A 17,292-nucleotide genomic window follows, 5' to 3' on the forward strand; every position below is an offset into this window, starting at 1 on the left:
ATTATCCTTTGCAATATATTGTTGCAACTTTCGCCCAGCGCCGGCGGGGCACATTTTCAGAGTAACGTTGACGACGTCTGGGCTATCAGCAGCGTGCCGGTTACCACCAGAACGCTGTAGACCCATTGGCGAAAACGCTGTTCATCGACCCGGTGATGCAGATATTCCCCCACCAGCGCACCCACCAGCAGCAGCGGCAGGAAGAGCGCCAGCTGCGGCAGCGCGGGCAGCAACCGGCCGTCAAGCAGGAACAGCAGGCTGAGCCCGGCGTTGAGCGAAAACCAGACGCAGAGCAGGGTGGCGCGCAACCGGCTCTTGTCGAGCGAGCTGCCGGCCAGGGCATAGACCAGCAGCGGACCGCCGGAGGCGAACAGGCCATGGGTGAGGCCCGCGCCCAGAATCAGAACCCGGTTCAGCCAGGCGGGGTGGGCGTTGCCTGCGGTGCCGCTGTGGATACGCCAGAGCTCGCGCAGGGCGAACCAGATGATCAATAGCCCCAGCAGCAGCTTCAGCAGGCTGGCCGGCAGCCAGCCCTGCAGCAGAAAGCCTGCCAGCGTACCGACCAGCATCAGCGGCAGGATGATTTTCAGCAGCAATCCGGTATCGATATGCCGGCGACTGCGCCAGGCCAGAAAGCCGCTCATCAGCACATTGAGCGGCACCAGTACCGGCAGCAGCTCGGGCACCGGCAACAGCAATGCGCCAAGCGACAGGGCAATCACCAGGCTGCCGAAGCCGGTGGCAGCCTCCACGGTGTAGGCCAGCAGGACGAACAGGCCGATAAGCAGCCAGGGGTCAACCATCACGGTTTATCAATCCGTTGCGCTCGGCAAAGAAGTCGAAGGTCTGGGCCGAGGTCTTCTGCAATTGATAGCCGAACTCCTCCTTCAGCCGGCGGTTGCTCAGCACCGGCCGGTACTGGAGAAATTTCACCTGCGCCGGGCTGGTTGGCCGGCCGCGCCACTGGGCCAGTTGCAGGCCCAGTCGGACCAGCCATACCGGCAGCCGACGCAGCGGCTTGTTCAGCCGGGCGGCGATCTCCGCCATGCTCAGCGCGCCATCCCCGGCCATGTTGTAGATGCCGGTCTTGCTGCGGCGCAGGCCCATTTCCATGGCGCCGATGACGTCCTGATCCCAGATGAACACGAAGGGTGAGTCGCTGCCCTTGAGTGCCAGGATGCGCGGCGCCATGAACAGATCGGTGATCTGGTTGCGGGTATCGGCACCGAGCACGGTGCCGGGGCGGAAGATCAGCTGCTGCAGTTCCTGATAGGTCTGGCGGTAGCGCGCCAGCATCTCCTCCACCTGCCGCTTGTGGTCGGAATAGGCGAACTCGGGGTTGCCACGCAAGGGGTCCCGTTCATCGATCCAGTCGGGGTTGTCCGGATGGTAACCGTAGGCGGCGCCGGAGCTGGTCACGGTCAGGTGCTGTACACCGGCGCTCAGGCAACATTCCAGCACGTTGCGGGTGCCATTGACGTCGATATCGTAGTCGCGCCGCCGGTCGGCCGAGGCCTGCAGCACGGAGGCCAGATGGACCACATGGGTAATGGACTCGCGCTGCAGCAGGTCGGCCAGCGCCGGATCGCGGATATCCATCTGGTGGATCGGAAAGCGCACGTCATCACGGCTGCGCAGGTCGGTGCCGATGACGTACAGGTCGCTGGCCAGCCGGTTGCCGAGCTGGTGACCGATATAGCCGGCTGCACCGGTGATCAGGATGCGCTGGGTCATGAATACTGCTCCTTTCCATTGGCTGAAAGCAGGGATGGATCGTCCGCAGGCAGTGGCCGCCGCGCCCAGAATTGCGCCAGGGTCAGGCCACTGACCAGATGCCAGACGCCCCAGAAGGCGGTTATCAGCAGCATGCCGCCGGCATCCGGGAAGAAGGTGAACAGAATCACCAGCCCCAGGCCGGAGTTCTGAATGCCCACCTCCATTGTCACAGCGCGCCGGTCGCTTTCAGCCAGCCGGCAGAGCCGGGCCATGCCGTAGCCGAGCAGCAGTGCCATGAAATTCTGCCCCACCACCAGCCAGAAGAAGCTGTGGAAGCGTTCGAGAAACAGGTCGATGTTCTTGCTGAAGGCAATCGCCACGAAGCCGATGAACACCACCAGGGAGATGACCCGCAGCGGTTTCTCGCTGCGAGTGACCAGCCCCGGGAAGCGGCGCCCGGTGAACATGCCGATGAACATCGGCAGCGCCAGCACCAGCACGACCAGGCCCAGCACGCTGCCGGGCTCGAGACTGATCTGCACCAGGTAGTCGCGGGTGTACGGGTTCAGCCAGCCATAGAGCGCGAAGTTCAGGGGCGTCAGCACCGTGGCGGCCAGGCTGGATGCCGCCGTCATGCTGACTGACATTGCCAGATTGCCACGGGCCATCCAGGTCATGACATTGGAGAAGCTGCCGCCGGGGCAGGCCGCGACCAGAATCATGCCCAGTGCCAGTTCGGGATCGATCCGCAGCAGCCAGGTGGCCAGGCAGGTACCGGCCGGCAGCAGTACGAACTGCGCGAACAGGCCGACCATGGGGGCCAATGGCCAGCGGATGATCCGCCTGAAGTCCTCCAGCCGCAGCGACAGCGAGACGCCGAAGATCATGCCGGCCATGATGATGTTGAGCAGGATCAGGCTGGCGGTATCGAACTGCAGGGATGCTGCGCCGCTCATGGGGAGACTGCCAGAGCCGGGCCGGTGGCGGCCGGGAGGTCACGTTCGAGTTCGGTTATGTGCTGCTGCAGGCGCTGCAGGTAGGCCTCCTTGTTCACGTAATAGGCCATGCGGGCCAGCTTGATGTAGCGGTAGCCCCCGTCCAGCGTGCGGCCCGCCTGCTCACGGCGCAGCTGGTCGAAACGGGCCATGGCGCTGCTCCTGCCGCCGTCGCGCAGGTGCTGGATATACAGCGCAACCAGCCGTGCCTGCTGGTTGCGGCCCTCCCATCCCAGCCCGGTTGCTTCCAGCATGCCCATCATGAACAGATTGTCATGGTCGGGGTGGAAGGCATTCAGGTACAGCTGCGGGGCGTCCTCGCCAGCGGGCCAGTTCAGGTGCCACCGGTCGATGAAGGGGTAGTCCAGCTGGTAACCGGTGGCCAGCAGGATCAGGTCGTACTCGGCTGATTGGCCGTCGCTGAAGTGCACGGTCCGGCCATCGATGCCGCTCAGATCGCGGCGCGGAGTGATGTCGCCGTGACCCAGATGATGCAGTATCAGCGAATTGACCACCGGGTGTGACTCGTACATGCGGTAATCCGGATCGGGCAGGCCGTAATCCGAGGGGCGGCCGATGATCATGCGGATCATGGCAGCGTCGAGCCGCTGCTTGAGCGGGCGCGGCAGTCTGAGTTTGCCACCGAGGGTATCGATCGGCCGGCCCCTGACGAACTTGGGCAGGAAGTAATAGCCGCGACGCAGGCTGATATCGATGCTGGCGGCATGGTGCACCGCGTCCACGGCGATATCCGCACCGGAGTTGCCGCAGCCGACCAGCAGTACCCGTTTGCCGCGGAATACCTCCGGGCTGCGATAGTCCGCGGAGTGCATCACCTCACCGGCGAAGTTGCCCGGCAGCTCCGGCCGGTTGGGTTTGTGCAGCGTACCGTTGGCGATCAGCACGCCGTCGAAGCGGCGCTCCAGTGTGTGGCCGTCACGCTCGGTGGTGATCAGCCAGCCGTCCCCGTCGGGACGTACTTCGGTTACCCGGGTACTGAATTCGTAATGCGGGCGCAGGCCGAAGTGATCGGCATAGTCGCGGAAATACTCGCGCATTTCGCTGTGATGGGGGTAGGGCGCCACGCTGTCTGCCATCGGAAACTCGGCAAACTCGGTCATGCGTCTGGATGAGATGAGGTGGGCGCTGTCGTACATGGTGCTGTGCGGATTGTCGATGTCCCACAGCCCGCCGACATCGCTGTGCAGCTCGAAGCCGATGAAGGGAATACCGAGTTTCTGCAGATTGCGTGCGCTGGCCAGCCCCATGGGACCGGCGCCGATGATGGCGTACATGGCGTGATCGTCCTGATGTCTTTGTTGTTATGATGCCGATTCTAAGCCACCGCGCGGTGGCTGTATCGCACCGAACGAGACATGGAGCCGGCAAAACAGGCCATGCAGGACAGCAACCAGCACAGCGTTACCCCACGTTACAGCCAGGCGATCGTGCAGATGGCCGAGCGTCTGGGCATATCGCTGCCTGCCGGGTTGGGCGCGCGCCTGGAAGGCCTGCAGCGGGTGCCGATAGCCTGGCAGGACGAGCTGTGGGAGAGCTTCTGCCAGGCCAGCGGCGATCCGCTGGTGGGGTTGCGACTGGGACTGGAGATTCAGGTTGGCCATCTGGACAGCCTGGGCATGCTGCTGGTGACCTGCGATACCCTGGGCGAGGCGCTGGAGGAGCTGGTCGAATACGCACCGGTGATCAGCGACGGGGGCGAGTTCCACATGCAGCGGGAGGTGGGCCAGGTGTTCATCGATTACCGGCCGCGCTTTCAGGTGCGTCAGGCCGAGCGGGTCGAGGCGGCGCTGGGCAGCCTTCTCAATATCACCCGCTGGGCCACCGGCGGACGCTTTCAGCCTTCGGGCATCTGGCTGACCCACGCGCCGCTGGCGGACCCTGCGCGATACGCAGAACTGGCGGGCTGCGCGGTGCAGTTCTCGTCAACGGGCAACCGTCTGGGCTTCAGCGTCGACCAGCTGGCACTGCCGCAGATACAGGCCAACAGCGCCCTGCGTGATCATTTGCGGCAGCTGGCCGACCAAACCCTGGCCGAGGTCGGCCATCACAGCCTGTGTGCCCAGGTGGAGAAACTGATCCGGGAGCAGCCACGCTGGGGCAAGGAGCGCATCGCCGAACACCTGCAGCTCAGCGGCCGCCATCTGCATCGCCGCCTGGCGGAGGAGGGACTGACCTTCCGCAGCCTGCGGGACAGCGTATTGCAGACCCTGGCCTGCGATCTGCTGGCAAGGGAAGGTCGGCTGGCGGACATCGCCGAGCAGCTGGGGTTCTCCGACGAAGGCGCCTTCACCCGGGCCTTCCGCCGCTGGCAGGGAGTGACACCCGCCAGCTACCGGGCCCGGCGCTCACAGAGCTGAAGGAGCAATCCTGGAGGGCCGGGTTCCATCCACCGGCCATGTGGGGTGCTGCGAGGCCGCTGGGTCGAGATGGAACTCGACCTTCCCGGGTGGGGGGCGGCATCTCGGGCGTGGGTTCTGGCGGCATTCCTGGAGGGCCGGGTTCCATCCCGGCCAAGCGGGTTGCGGCTGGTGCGTCGGGTCGAGGTGGAACTCGACCTTCCCGGGTGGGGGGCCGGCATCTCGGGCGTGGGTTCTGGCGGCATTCCTGGAGGGCCGGGTTCCATCCCGGCCATGTGGGTTGCGGCTGGCGCGTTGGGTCGAGGTGGAACTCGACCTTCCCGGGGGGGCGTGGAGCCTGGGGTTCCTGTGGGGTTTCAGCTGCGGTTGGCTACGCCGAAGGGGATGTGCACCATGGGTATGTCACCGGCTTCGGACTCCAGGTGCGAGCGCTGGTCGTCAAAGAACATGTGCGGCTTGAGCACGCTGAGTATCCGATCCTTCCTCATGCCGCCGAGAAAGAACACCTCGTTGGCGTTCACTCCCCAGTGTTCAAGTGTGGTGATGACCCGTTCATGTGACGGCGCGTTGCGCGCGGTGACGATCGCCGTGCGCAGCACGCGCTGGTAGCCCGGGTCGGCTTCCACTGCCTGGTCTTCCAGCCGTTGCAGGTGCGAGATCTTGAGAAACAGGTCTGCCAGCGGTCCCGCCTCATGGGGGATGTGCGACAGGGCGGTTTCATGGCTGACGAAATCTGCCAGCGAACCGCTCTTGTAGACCCGCTCCGAGGCATCGTCGGCGATGACCCCGTCAAAGTCGAAGGCAATCCGCAACTCCACGTCATCCACATCATCCACCACCTTGCTGGGCAGCACAGTGCCGGCCGGGTGATCGTAATCGATGGCTTCCAGCACGTCCCGCTCATTGGCACTGAGAAACAGCGAGGCATTGAAGGCGGGGATGTAGGCATAGGGCGACTTGCCTTCGAGAAAGGCTGCGCGGCTGATGTCCAGGCCGTGGTGTGCTATCGAGTTGAACACCCGTTTGCCGGTGATCGCCGAATTGCGCGACAGCAGCACTACCTCTACCGGGCGCTGCTCGGGAAAGTTGTGGTTGATGCTGAGAAAGCGCCGGACGAAGGGGAAGGCCACGCCCTTTTCCAGCGGCACCTCAAGGTGCTCCTGCTGGTAATCGCGGTAGGCCTTTTCCCCCTGCTCGCGGAATACCCGGTCGGATTCGCTGAGGTCGAACAGGGCGCTGGAGGCGATGGCAATGACGAGCTTCTGCTCGATCGGGTAGGACATGCAGGATGTTCTCCGGCCGTATTGCGGGTCCGGTATGGTGGCACTTTTCGAAAGCCCCGGGCAATGGTGACTCGTGCTGGCGCATCACTCATCCGGGTGAACAGGTTTGGCTTGTTCAGCCGGGATTTCCACGCTTTACTTGCACCGGCAGGGCTCACGTAGCAGTACGGCATCATAAAAATAATTCGCCTTGCCGTCAGGAGAATAATAATGCGTGGAATAAGGAAAACGGCCTATCTGGGTCTCGTGGTCGGGGCCGTTGCCCTCGGCGGCTGTCTGAGCGGCGGCGGAGGTGGCAGCAGCAAGTCCCCGGCACCCTCACCCTCTGAACCCCTCACCGAGCAACAGCAGCGTATAAGAGATGGTTTCTTCGTCGTGCAGACGGAGAAGTTGCCTTTTGACGCCCTCAATGCCACCCATGCGAACTCGAGCCGCTGGCACGGTGTGCTGGATGGCGCCGGTTATCGTGTGGAAGTGCCCGAGAACTGGAACGGCATGCTGGTCATGTACGCCCACGGCTACCGAGGTGATGGCCCCGAGCTGACCGTTGACAGCCCGCCGATGCGCGAATACCTGCTGGACAACGGCTATGCCTGGGCAGCCTCGTCCTACAGTACCAACTTCTACGATGTGCGGGCCGGGGTAGAGGACACCAACGCCCTGGCGCTGGCCTTCAATGACATCGCCGCCGAGAACGGCCGTCCGCTGGACGAGCCCACCCACTATTACATCACCGGGGTGTCCATGGGTGGCCATGTGGCGGGCGCTGCCATCGAGCGGGAAACCCAGCAGACCGCCAACAATTTCGTTCCCTATGCGGGGGCGGCACCGATGTGCGGCGTAATGGGCGACACCGCGCTGTTTGATTACTTCACTGCCTACAGTCTGTCGCTCTACGCCTTTGCCGGCACCCCGGCCGACAGCTTCCCGCTGACTCCCGAGGAAGCAGCCGAGAAACTGGAGATCGCCCGGGATACCCTGTGGGCGGATTACGAGGCAAATCCCCACGCAAACGGTCTGACCCCGGCGGGGGTGCCTTTCCTCGCCACCCTGCAGAACCTGTCAGGCGGACCGCGGCCGATCTATCCGCTGTCCTTCGGCGGTTTCCAGGGCTTGCTCCAGGGGCTGGCCGGGGATGATGGCACCATCAACGGCGTTCTGAGCGACTCGGTGGTGGATACCACCCAGATCACCTACCGCTTTGAAACCGCCCCCGGTGCACCGCTGTCACCCGCCGAACAGGCCTTCAACAACAGCATCGCCCAGGCCGTCGGCGTGTCCGGCGCCAACGGCCCGCGGGACGACGGTCTTCGACTGATTCCCAAGGTGAACGGTGATCTGTACGCGGATATTCCGGTGGTGACCATCCATACCCTGGGCGACCTGTTCGTGCCTATCAGCATGCAGCAGATCTATCGCCAGCGCATGGAGGCCAACGGCTGGGGGGACAATCTGGTCCAGCGTGCGGTGCGGGCGCCGGGGCACTGCGACTTCTCACTGGCTGAGTTCGTCACCACGCTGGACGCCATGCTGCAGTGGGAGCAGAACGGCACCAAGCCGGCCGGGGATGACCTCCTGACTCCGGCGGTGATGGCCGATCCCGACTTCGGCTGTACCTACACCGTGAACGGCCCTCCGCAAACGGTAACCCGCGCTCTGATGCCGGCCTGTACCGCGGAGTAACTATCCAGCTGCCGGCCCGGCGCCCATGATGGGTGCCGGGTCTGCAGTGGAATTCACTGGTTGGGCAGCTTGACCACACCCTGTTCGCTGACCACGTCGCGCACCACTTCCTCGACGGAAACAGTATCGCTCTTCAGGTCATAACGCAGACGCACCGCCATATCGGCCTGGCAGGGCTCACCGCTCTCATACTCGCTGCATGCCAGAACGTGGGTGTTGAGAATGCTGGGCTGGAGCGGGTCCAGCTGGCTGTACCAGGGAATGGAGTCGTCCGGCACATGCGCCTTGTCCTTCAGCTCGCCGCGCGCGGCCTCGATGAAGCGCTTGCGCTGTTCATCCGCGTTCAGGTAGGCAGGGTCCAGGGTCAGCAGGGCGGTAGTGAGTGTGCGATCCTGCGGGCCTGCTCCCAGCAGGTAGCTGACCTCGCCCCGGCGCGATTCAGGCAGCCGGGTTTCAAAGGTCAGGGGGCCGGTATCCTCCGTGGTGTCCGCCGCCGGGTTGAGGATGCGCAGGGAAATGCTGCGCTGCTGTGCGGTGGCATCTTCCGGCAGAGCGTTCCGGAAGTCGGCCAGGCACTCGGTCAGTTCATCCAGCTGCTGCTGGGCCTGGCCGGAGTGCAGGTCGCGCTCGACCACCAGCCGGAACTGCGTGATGCCGGGCTCTCCCTCCACCGCCAGGGGGCGGACCTTGCATGATTCCATCGCCTGGTTGACGGCCCCGAGCTTGACTCCCGCTGCGGTACCCTCCCTGTATGCGTTCAGAAGGCGCTGTTCGCAATCACTGCCGGTCTTGCAGTTCGCCGGGTCCGCGTCCATCTCGAAGCGGATGAGGGTGAAGGGGTCATCCTTCTTTGCCAGCGTAACTTCCCGCGCCTCGCCGCGCTGCTCGCTGGAGTGAAACTCCAGCTGTCCGGGATAATGTGCCTCGGCCAGGGCCATGGCGGCGTCGGTCGCCTGCTGGCTGGCAAAGGCTGACGATGCCGAAAGTGTGGCGAGGAGCAAAACGGATCTGCGCATGGTACCTCCGCATGTAGCACATGGAGTTGTTATGAACCTCGGACCGTCGCTGCCAAACGGGGCCCTGATCTCTTACCTTAGTTCAGAGCGGGCCGATTTCCAGACTTCAGGCACTGCTGGAGGCGGGCCGGAAAACTGTCCGCCTGCCGGAACGGGGCAGCGCTGCTATCATCCAGTCGTTACATCCTGTTGCGTCGAGTCGTCTTTTGCAGAATTTCACTGAAGGTCCCATCGCCCGGCAGCTGGGTACGTTTGCCCTGCCCATCGTCGTCACCAGCCTGCTGCAGGTCTCCATCCAGCTGATCAATGGCCTGTGGGTGGGCAACCTGTCGGGCAGCGAGGCCTTCGGCGCGGTGACCGTCGGCACCATCGTGATGATGGTGGTGCTGGCCTTCGTGCTGGGCGTCAACCAGGCAACCCTGACAGTCTTTGCCCAACTGCGCGGGCGCAACGATCCGGGCGCCTTGCGCGCCTACCTGAGTGCATTTGTCATCATTCTCGGCCTGCTGGCATTGACCATCAGTGCCCTAGGCTACCTGTTTGCGGAGGCCTTGCTGAGGTTGCTGAACACCCCGGCGGAGATCATGGATGATGCCCGCGTGTACCTGCGCATCAACTTCGCGGGCACGCTGCTGGTGCTCGGCTACAACTTTGTCAGCACCGTGTTGCGGGCCTTCGGTGACAGCCGTACGCCGCTGTATTTTGTGGTGCTGGCGACGGTACTCATTACTTTGCTGTCGCCGCTGTTCATCGGTGGGTTCGGTTGGGGCGTGGCCGGTGCAGCGCTCGCCATTGTCGCCGCCCAGGGCGGGGCCTTTCTCTACAGCCTGGTGCATCTGGCGCGCAAGTACCCGGGGCATGGCTTCCGCCTGCAGCTGCCGAAATGGGAGGAGGTGCGGACCATATTGCGGCTGGGGATTCCTTCGGGCGCGCAGATGGTCGTCATTCAGGCCGGCATCACGGTGATCCTGTCGCTGGTCAACAGTTTTGGCGCGGATGCGGTGGCCGGGTTCGGCGCGGCACAGCGGCTGGACAGCCTGATACTGCTGCCGGCGGTGGCGGTGGGCACGGCCATCACCGCCATGGCGGGACAGAATATCGGTGCGCAGCAGTGGGCCCGGGTTGTGCAGGTTACCCGTGCTGGTGTGATCTATAACACGGCGATCATGCTGTTCCTGGCGAGCCTGTTGTTCATCTGGGCGGAGCCGCTGATCAGGCTGTTCATCCAGGATCCGGCGAGTGTCGACTTCGGCACGCGTTACCTGCGGACCATTGCCTTCTTCTACCCCTTTCTGGGGCTGAATTTCGTCTTCAACAGTGTAGTGCGGGGGGCGGGAGCGATGTTCCAGGTGTTGGCGCTGAACATCATCTCGCTGTGGATACTGCGGGTGCCGCTGGCCTACGCCGCCACGGCATTGTATGGAGGGACAGGGGTGGCGCTGGGCATTGGCCTCAGCTTCATGCTCAGCGCCGGGTTCTCCTATGGCTACTACCGCTGGGGTGGATGGCGTTCGAGAACGCTATTCAGGTAGCGGAGCAGCCGACAGAGATCAGTCTTCCAGCTGTGCTGCCAGAGCCTGTACGCGGGCCAGGTCGCCATTGGCTACCTTGGTCAGACCCTTGCCGTAGTCGGCGTCAGCCTTGTAGAAGAACGACAGCATGTGGTGCTTGGAGTCGTCCTCGGCACCGGCCAGAGCCTTGCCCAGGCTGTTGATCAGGTCGCGCTGTTCCTTGCGGGTGAAGGAGCGGTACAGATCACCGGCCTGCTTGAAGTTCTGCTGCTTGTGGATCGGCTGCTGCACGGTAGTGCCAGACACCGGGAGCTGGCTGTAGCGGGCAGATTCAGGCTGCGGACGCGGCTGCAGACGGCTCGGCTCGTAGTTCACCTCACCGGTGCGGGCGCCGGTGTTCATCGCACCGTCCTGGTTGTTGTTGTTCACCGCCACCTTGGCCTGGTTGATCGGCAGGTGCTGGTGGTTGGCGCCCAGGCGGTACATCTGGGTGTCGGCGTAGCTGAACAGGCGGCCCTGCAGCATGCGGTCTTCGGACGGCTCGATACCGGGGATGGTATTGGCCGGCGCCATGGCTACCTGCTCGGTTTCCTGGAAGACGTTGGCCGGGTTGCGGTTCAGCACCATGGTGCCGACCTTGCGCTCGGGAACGTCAGGCCAGATCTTGGTAGCGTCCAGCGGGTTGTAGTCGAAGTTGTCCAGATCTTCCGGCTCGATCACCTGGATGTACAGATCCCATTTCGGGAAGTCACCCTTGTTGATGCTCTCGATCAGGTCGCGGGACATGTGGTTGAAGTCGGTGCTCTGGATCTCAGCGGCTTCCCTGGGGTCGAGGTTCTTCACGCCCTGCTGGGTTTTCCAGTTGAACTTGACGTAGCTGTAGTCACCTTCTTCGTTGACGAACTTGTAGGCATGCACCGAGCTGCCGTCCATGTGGCGGTAGGTAGCCGGGGTGCCGTAGTTGGAGTACAGCAGGGTCAGCGTGCGGGTAGCTTCCGGCACGTGGCTGAAGAAGTCGAACAGGGTGCGGTCGGTGCCGTAGTTCTTGTCCGGGTCAGGCTTGAACGCGTGGACCATGTCGGGGAACTTGATCGCATCGCGGATGAAGAAGGTCGGGAAGTTGTTGCCCACCAGATCCCAGTTGCCGTCTTCGGTGTAGAACTTGGTGGCGAAACCACGCGGGTCGCGCAGGGTTTCCGGGCTGTGGTTGCCGTGAACCACGGTGGAGAAGCGCACGAATACCGGGGTGGTCTTGCCTTCACGGAACAGGCTGGCCATGGTCAGGTCAGACAGGTCGGCAGTGGCGGTGAATTCGCCATGGGCGCCGGTACCACGGGCATGCACTACGCGCTCCGGAATGCGTTCCCGGTCGAAACGCTGCAGTTTCTGGATCAGCTGCACATCCTGCAGCAGCACCGGGCCGTTGGCGCCGGCGGTCTGGGAGTTCTGGTTGTCGCCGACCAGTGCCCCGTTATCGCGGGTCAGGTCTGCTGCGTAGGCGGGCAGGGCCAGCGTGCCGGCAAGGGCCGCTGCGCTCAGGCAGTGGGCGGTCGCCGTGCGGAAGTTGTACGTCATCTCAAACTCCTGAATATCGTTTTCAAGCCCGGGCTCGGGCGCAGCAGAAGGGTAAGAGAGCTAAGTGTCTGATATAAATTGAAAAAATCTCTGTCGCCGATAGCTTTTGGCGATTGCTGCAGGAGAGGAGATGGGATAAACGGCGGGGTCAGCGTCGGCCGGCGCCGGCGGCTGCGCCCCGTGGCCGGGAGAGCGGCACGGGTGCGCAGCTGTGTGGCAGTACGTCAGGCGGTCCGGGCCAGCTCTGCTTCGATGGCCTGTACCAGACGGGGATCATCAGCCGTCACGTCAGGGGCGAACCGGGCGACCACCTCGCCGCTGCGGCTGACCAGGAACTTCTCGAAGTTCCACAGCACATCAGCGGGGTTGTCCGGATTGACCCCATAGCCCTTCAGACGTTCGCGGAAGGGACCATCACCCACCGCATCGGGCTGCTCCGCCGTGAGCTGGGCGTACAGCGGGTGCTGCTGCTCGCCGATCACGGAAATCTTGGCGAACAGCGGGAAATGCACATCGTAGGTAGTGGAGCAGAAGTCGCGGATCTCCTCTTCCGTGCCCGGTTCCTGACCCTTGAAGTCGTTGGCAGGAAAGCCGAGCACCTCCAGACCCTGTTCGCGTCTGGCCTGATACAGCGCTTCCAGAGCCGCGTATTGTGGGGTCAGGCCGCACTTGGAGGCGACGTTGACTACCAGCAGCACCTTGCCGCGGTAATCGGCCAGGCTGCCGGCAGTGCCATCGATTCGGGTCAGGGGAATATCGTAGAGCGTCGTCATCTTGTTCTCGTTATCTGGCAGAAGTGGAGTGGTGACGGTAGCAGAAGTCGGCTTTGCACTGCAGCCCCGGCGTGATCATCCGGATATTTCTGCACTAAGCTCAGAGCAACCACAACAGGAGGGTAGGGCCATGAGTCTGTCGGGAAGCTGGCTGTGTCAGGGGGTGCGCTACGAGATCCAGGGTGAGCTGAAAAACGTTTATAACTGCCACTGTTCGATGTGCCGCAAGCTGCACGCGGCGGCGTTTCGCACCAGTGCGAAGATCCGCTCCGCGGACTGGAAGACCCTGCAGGGTGCGGAGCTGATCCGTTTCTATGAGTCCTCGCCCGGGGAGCACAAGGCGTTCTGCTCGGTGTGCAGCTCCAGTCTGTTTACCCGGTTCGATCGGCAGCCCGAATTCTACGGCTTCCCGCTGGGAACGCTGGATACTGATCCCGGTGTGCTGCCGGAGAAACATGTGTTTGTCGCCAGCAAGGCGCCCTGGTTCGAAATAAGCGACGACCTGCCGCAGTTCGCTGAACTGGAGTAGGCTTTCAGGCGCCATGCTATGCTCGGCGCCCATCGCATTCGGGAGCCGGGCATGGCCGACAATCCTCTGATTGAAATCTACCGCGACGACTGGCTGCTGGCGGTGCACAAGCCTGCCGGCCTGCTGGTGCACCGCAGCCCGATCGACCGCCATGAGACCGAGTTTGCCCTGCAGTATGCCCGCCAGCTCAACGGCGGCGCCCATGTCTATCCCTGTCATCGGCTTGATCGGCCCACCTCGGGAGTGCTGCTGTTTGCCCGCAACCCGGAGACCGCCAGCCTGTTCGGCCGGGCGCTGATGGCAGGCCAGGTGGCCAAGGCCTACCTGGCGGTGGTACGTGGCTGGGCGCCGGAACAGGGGTTGATAGACCATGCCCTGCGTGAGCACGCCAGCGATCGGCGCCTGAAGGATGAGGAGCAGCCGCTGCGCGAGGCGCGGACCTGCTATCGCCGGCTGGCGATCAGCGAGATTGCCGTGGAGGTGGAGGGTTATCCGCAGAGCCGTTACGGCCTGATGGCGCTGCATCCCGAGACCGGCCGCAAGCATCAGTTGCGTCGGCACATGCAGCACATCAGCCACCCGATCATTGGCGATACCAACTACGGCAGAACGAAGCACAACAGATATTTCGCCGAGCGCTTCGGCTGCAGCCGGCTGATGCTGGCGGCCACCGAGCTGGCCTTTGCGCACCCGGTCACCGGGCAGGCACTGCGGCTGCAATGCCTGCCGGAGCCGAGCTTCATGCAGGTGCTGTCGATCTTCGACGACCTGCCCCCGCTGCTGGGGGGCGGGCTCAGTCGAGAATCAGTACATGCCCATCGCTGGGATTGATGCGGCCATTGACCAGCGTCTCGACCAGTGCCGGGCCGCTTTCCAGACCCTGATGGCTCTGCAGCTGCAGCCAGGGTGAGGCCGGGTTGCGCACACGGTCGATAAAGCTCAGCTGGGCCACGTTGAAGCGCCGGGTCACCTCGCCCGGGCCCCAGTCGGCGTTGCGCTTGCGGATCTGGTTGGGGGCGAAGTAGGCCTGGGGTTGCGGGCCGGACAGTGCCAGATCCTGCTGGCTGATGTGATCCTGGCTGTGCGCCGAGCCGGCGTAGCAGTCGTGCATCAGGGTGCCGTCAAAGTGCCTGTGAATGCGCTGGCGCAGCTCGGCGTTACCGGAAAAGTCCACGTACAGGGTGGGTACCGAGGGGTCCAGCGACTCCAGCTCGTCATAGCTCACGGTGCGCTCGTAGCAGCCCAGGCCTTCCACGTAGCCGCGGTTGCTCTCCGAGGTCAGGCCCACCAGCTCGACGCCCTTGTCCTGCAAGCAGAACAGGGTGCCGAAGGCGGTCTTGCTGGAGGCGCTGGAGACCACGATGCGCTTGGCATCGAAGAACCGGTTGTCTTCCAGGTAATCGGCCAGCATGAACGAGGTGATGAACAGCGGACGCAGCAGCATCTGGTAGTCCTCGTTTTCCGGCCGGTAGGCGGCATCGGTACGGTTGCGCTGATACTGGTTATACGCAGACGTCAGTTCCAGGCGATGGGCGGTGCCATCGTAGAAACCGCGCTCGGTCACCCGCACCGGCTCCACCACCAGGTGGGTCGCGATCGGCCAGTAGCCGTAGAAGCGTTCGCCTTTCTCCAGACCTTCGACCGTTGTCTCGACAATCTCGGCGAAGCCCCAGGCCGGCATGTGACCCCAGCCCGCATCGCCGGTGGGGAAGAAATCCCAGTAGCGCAGGTGCGGAGTGTCGCCGAAGGCGGCGTACGTGATGTTGTTGGTGGTCAGCGCCAGGCGGCTGATTTTCAGCAGTGCCTGACCGGGTTGCAGTTCGGTCAGGGTTTGGGTAACGATGCGGGTGCGAGCGAGGTCGCGCTTGTCGGTTTGCAGGCTCTTTATCTGGGTCATGACGGGCTCCGTAAGGTGATCTTGCGATATACAGACTGTATGCCAGCCTGCCGCTGGCCGGGTTCGGATAACCATGAGCAACAGGACAACCCCCGAAAGCCGCGCTAAACCGCTGAAACGGCCCACTCAGGCCCGCGCGCGGTTCACCGTACAGGCCATTTTCGACGCCTATGTTCGGATTTGGCAGCGCGATGGCTGGGCCGGCCTGACCACCCGCGCGGTCGCGCTGGAAGCGGGCGTGGCGGTAGGCACCCTGTACGACTATTTCCCCAGCAAGGAGGCGTTGCATTCAGCCTACGTGCGGCACTGCATCGAACGACTGGTCGAGGCGGTGGATGCTCAGGTGGTGCAGGCGCCGGCGTTGAGCTGGCAACAGCGCATCCATCTGTTGATCGAGCTGCTCAGTGGCGTGCGGCGCGACGAGTTGTCGTGGTTCCATCCGGACATGATGGAGCTGGAGCCGCTGGTTGCCGAGCAGAAATACCAGCTGCGCGCCTATGCCGAATTGCTTGCAATGTGGCGCCGGGTACTCGGCGTGTGCACCGATCTGCCGCAACCGGCCGATGATCGGTTGGTGGAGGCGCTGCATCTGGCGGTGTGGGGCGGCCGACGCTATGCGATGCAGCTGCGCCTGGACGATCGGCAGATGCAGAGCTGGGCCGCCGAAATGGAAGCGCTGTGTGTGGCGCGGCTGGGTGGCAGCGCAGCTCCGGTTACAGATCCATCTGCTGCTGAACGCCCTGACTCCTTTCCTTCGCGTTGAGCGGCTCGCCGCGGGTGGCATCGTAGGTCAGCTGCCCGTGATGAAGACGGGCCGGGCGGGTGTAGGGGTGCTCCTCGATATGTTTCTCGTCCTGTATGTGCAGGACCCGGGTGCCACTGACCATCAGCACATCGGAAATCAGCGAACGGTGGCAACGCCACCAGAGCACCTCGGCGCACATCATGCTGGTCCGCTTTCTCGTTGCCAATTCCCGCAGGCGCTCCAGACCGCTGGCGAATTCCCGGCTGGCCGTATGGTCCGCATAGCCGCGGAACGAGGTGTTACGCCATGCAGTATTGGGCGAGTCGGCTGACGGGCGGCGGCGACCGCCCAGCTCCCTGATCAACCTGTATTCAATGCCTGCATCTTCGAGACTGGCGGCCAGCGCCTCCTGACCGAACTGCGGCAGCCGGCGCGAGCCGGGAAAACGGCGCACATCCGCTATCGCCTCGATACGGTAATGCCGCAGCAGGGCGATGAACTCGTCAATCGTGCGAGTGGAGTGGCCCAAGGTCCAGATGGTGTCAGCACCCATGATTCTTTCCTCCTGTTCTCAATAAGGGACAGGCTGCCGGCCGGAAGGTTTGCAGCCGATCAGCTCGCCTGGCTTGAGGCCATGCTGCGAACTACGCTTTACCGGTTGCTTTCATGGGCAGGATGGGGAGGTGGGCGATGGAAACGATGGAGCTGCACCGAGGACGCCTGATCGATCACGTTCAGCTGGTAGTGCGGGATCTGGCAGCGGCACGGCGCTTCTACGAAGCGGTGGCACAGGTACTGAACGTACCGGTGGGTGGAGAGGGCGAAGGGTTCTTCTGGATTGACGAGCTGGTGATCTCGGCTACGGATTCACCGGCGGCGCTGGGGGAGGTGACGGGGCGCCAGCATCTGGCTTTCCAGGCGCAGGACGAGGCGATGGTGGACGCCTTTTACCAGGCAGCACTGGCCAGCGGTGGGAAGGACAACGGAGCGCCGGGACTGCGGTCGGCATATCACCCGGGTTACTACGCCGCCTTCGTGCTTGATCCGGACGGCAACAATATCGAGGCGGTATACCATGGCGCAGCAGACCGCAGTGCTCCGTCGGTGCACATCCGGTTCACCCAGTAGCACTGCAGAAACAGCACGGTTTGCTTTCACGTAGGCCTGTTTCCGGCCATGGCGGGCATGGCC

17 protein-coding genes are annotated in these 17,292 nt (G+C 63.5%); 7 read left to right on the forward strand and 10 right to left on the reverse strand.

Annotated features, from left to right (window positions below):
- Positions 1-56: 56 nt before the first annotated feature.
- From IEW63_RS00970 to IEW63_RS00985, 4 genes are read right to left on the reverse strand one after another with little or no spacing between them, the layout of a single operon-like run.
- Entirely contained in the window at positions 57-803 is a 747-nt protein-coding gene (locus tag IEW63_RS00970) for a TSUP family transporter (protein WP_188635509.1), read from the reverse strand.
- Positions 796-1,734, reverse strand: coding sequence for an SDR family oxidoreductase (locus tag IEW63_RS00975; RefSeq protein ID WP_188634740.1), 939 nt, complete (start codon positions 1,732-1,734; stop codon positions 796-798). Before IEW63_RS00975 ends, IEW63_RS00970 begins: the two co-directional genes overlap by 8 nt.
- On the reverse strand, positions 1,731-2,672 hold the full coding sequence (locus tag IEW63_RS00980; protein ID WP_188634741.1) for a bile acid:sodium symporter family protein: 942 nt from the start codon (positions 2,670-2,672) through the stop codon (positions 1,731-1,733). The genes IEW63_RS00975 and IEW63_RS00980 overlap by 4 nt, the downstream gene beginning before the upstream one ends.
- Positions 2,669-4,006: a flavin-containing monooxygenase gene (locus IEW63_RS00985; protein WP_188634742.1), complete on the reverse strand. Its 1,338-nt coding sequence runs from the start codon at positions 4,004-4,006 to the stop codon at positions 2,669-2,671. Before IEW63_RS00985 ends, IEW63_RS00980 begins: the two co-directional genes overlap by 4 nt.
- Before the next feature lie 81 nt (positions 4,007-4,087).
- Here IEW63_RS00985 and IEW63_RS00990 point away from each other — a divergent pair, with 81 nt between their 5' ends.
- The gene (locus tag IEW63_RS00990; RefSeq protein WP_229710248.1) at positions 4,088-5,089 is read left to right on the forward strand and encodes an AraC family transcriptional regulator; all 1,002 of its coding nucleotides are present in this window, start codon (positions 4,088-4,090) and stop codon (positions 5,087-5,089) included.
- Positions 5,090-5,445: 356 nt separating this feature from the next.
- On the opposite strand, the gene IEW63_RS00995 is transcribed toward IEW63_RS00990, so the two are convergent.
- A complete protein-coding gene (locus tag IEW63_RS00995; protein WP_188634743.1) occupies positions 5,446-6,372 on the reverse strand; it encodes a 5'-nucleotidase in 927 nt (308 codons plus the stop codon).
- 210 nt (positions 6,373-6,582) lie between these two features.
- On the opposite strand from IEW63_RS00995, the gene IEW63_RS01000 reads away from it, so the two are divergent.
- Positions 6,583-8,055 (forward strand): alpha/beta hydrolase family protein, encoded by a 1,473-nt coding sequence (locus IEW63_RS01000; RefSeq protein WP_188634744.1) that lies wholly within the window; start codon positions 6,583-6,585, stop codon positions 8,053-8,055.
- A 53-nt stretch (positions 8,056-8,108) separates the two neighbouring features.
- Here IEW63_RS01000 and IEW63_RS01005 read toward each other — a convergent pair whose 3' ends face one another.
- Positions 8,109-9,071: a hypothetical protein gene (locus IEW63_RS01005; protein ID WP_188634745.1), complete on the reverse strand. Its 963-nt coding sequence runs from the start codon at positions 9,069-9,071 to the stop codon at positions 8,109-8,111.
- Between the two features lie 206 nt (positions 9,072-9,277).
- Here IEW63_RS01005 and IEW63_RS01010 point away from each other — a divergent pair, with 206 nt between their 5' ends.
- The gene (locus tag IEW63_RS01010; protein WP_188634746.1) at positions 9,278-10,603 is read left to right on the forward strand and encodes an MATE family efflux transporter; all 1,326 of its coding nucleotides are present in this window, start codon (positions 9,278-9,280) and stop codon (positions 10,601-10,603) included.
- An 18-nt stretch (positions 10,604-10,621) separates the two neighbouring features.
- On the opposite strand, the gene IEW63_RS01015 is transcribed toward IEW63_RS01010, so the two are convergent.
- Both IEW63_RS01015 and IEW63_RS01020 read right to left on the reverse strand, forming a co-directional pair.
- Positions 10,622-12,157: a catalase gene (locus IEW63_RS01015; protein ID WP_188634747.1), complete on the reverse strand. Its 1,536-nt coding sequence runs from the start codon at positions 12,155-12,157 to the stop codon at positions 10,622-10,624.
- Between the two features lie 224 nt (positions 12,158-12,381).
- Positions 12,382-12,930, reverse strand: coding sequence for a glutathione peroxidase (locus IEW63_RS01020; protein ID WP_188634748.1), 549 nt, complete (start codon positions 12,928-12,930; stop codon positions 12,382-12,384).
- A 130-nt stretch (positions 12,931-13,060) separates the two neighbouring features.
- Between IEW63_RS01020 and IEW63_RS01025 the strand changes: the two genes are divergently transcribed.
- Together IEW63_RS01025 and IEW63_RS01030 are read left to right on the forward strand one after the other, a co-directional pair.
- Positions 13,061-13,459, forward strand: coding sequence for a GFA family protein (locus IEW63_RS01025; RefSeq protein ID WP_188634749.1), 399 nt, complete (start codon positions 13,061-13,063; stop codon positions 13,457-13,459).
- A 51-nt stretch (positions 13,460-13,510) separates the two neighbouring features.
- On the forward strand, positions 13,511-14,290 hold the full coding sequence (locus IEW63_RS01030) for a pseudouridine synthase (RefSeq protein ID WP_188634750.1): 780 nt from the start codon (positions 13,511-13,513) through the stop codon (positions 14,288-14,290).
- On the opposite strand, the gene IEW63_RS01035 is transcribed toward IEW63_RS01030, so the two are convergent.
- Positions 14,253-15,356 (reverse strand): DUF2855 family protein, encoded by a 1,104-nt coding sequence (locus IEW63_RS01035; RefSeq protein WP_188634751.1) that lies wholly within the window; start codon positions 15,354-15,356, stop codon positions 14,253-14,255. The genes IEW63_RS01030 and IEW63_RS01035 overlap by 38 nt on opposite strands.
- 73 nt (positions 15,357-15,429) lie before the next feature.
- On the opposite strand from IEW63_RS01035, the gene IEW63_RS01040 reads away from it, so the two are divergent.
- Positions 15,430-16,119, forward strand: a complete 690-nt coding sequence (locus IEW63_RS01040; protein WP_188634752.1) for a TetR/AcrR family transcriptional regulator — start codon at positions 15,430-15,432, stop codon at positions 16,117-16,119.
- Here the strand turns inward: IEW63_RS01040 and IEW63_RS01045 are convergent.
- Complete coding sequence (locus IEW63_RS01045) at positions 16,070-16,654, reverse strand: DUF488 domain-containing protein (protein WP_188634753.1); 585 nt, start codon at positions 16,652-16,654, stop codon at positions 16,070-16,072. The genes IEW63_RS01040 and IEW63_RS01045 overlap by 50 nt on opposite strands.
- A gap of 137 nt (positions 16,655-16,791) precedes the next feature.
- Between IEW63_RS01045 and IEW63_RS01050 the strand changes: the two genes are divergently transcribed.
- On the forward strand, positions 16,792-17,229 hold the full coding sequence (locus IEW63_RS01050) for a VOC family protein (RefSeq protein WP_188634754.1): 438 nt from the start codon (positions 16,792-16,794) through the stop codon (positions 17,227-17,229).
- Positions 17,230-17,292: the final 63 nt, after the last annotated feature.

Origin of the sequence: Halopseudomonas pertucinogena, assembly GCF_014646575.1 — a bacterium.
In the GTDB taxonomy this organism is placed as follows: domain Bacteria; phylum Pseudomonadota; class Gammaproteobacteria; order Pseudomonadales; family Pseudomonadaceae; genus Halopseudomonas; species Halopseudomonas pertucinogena.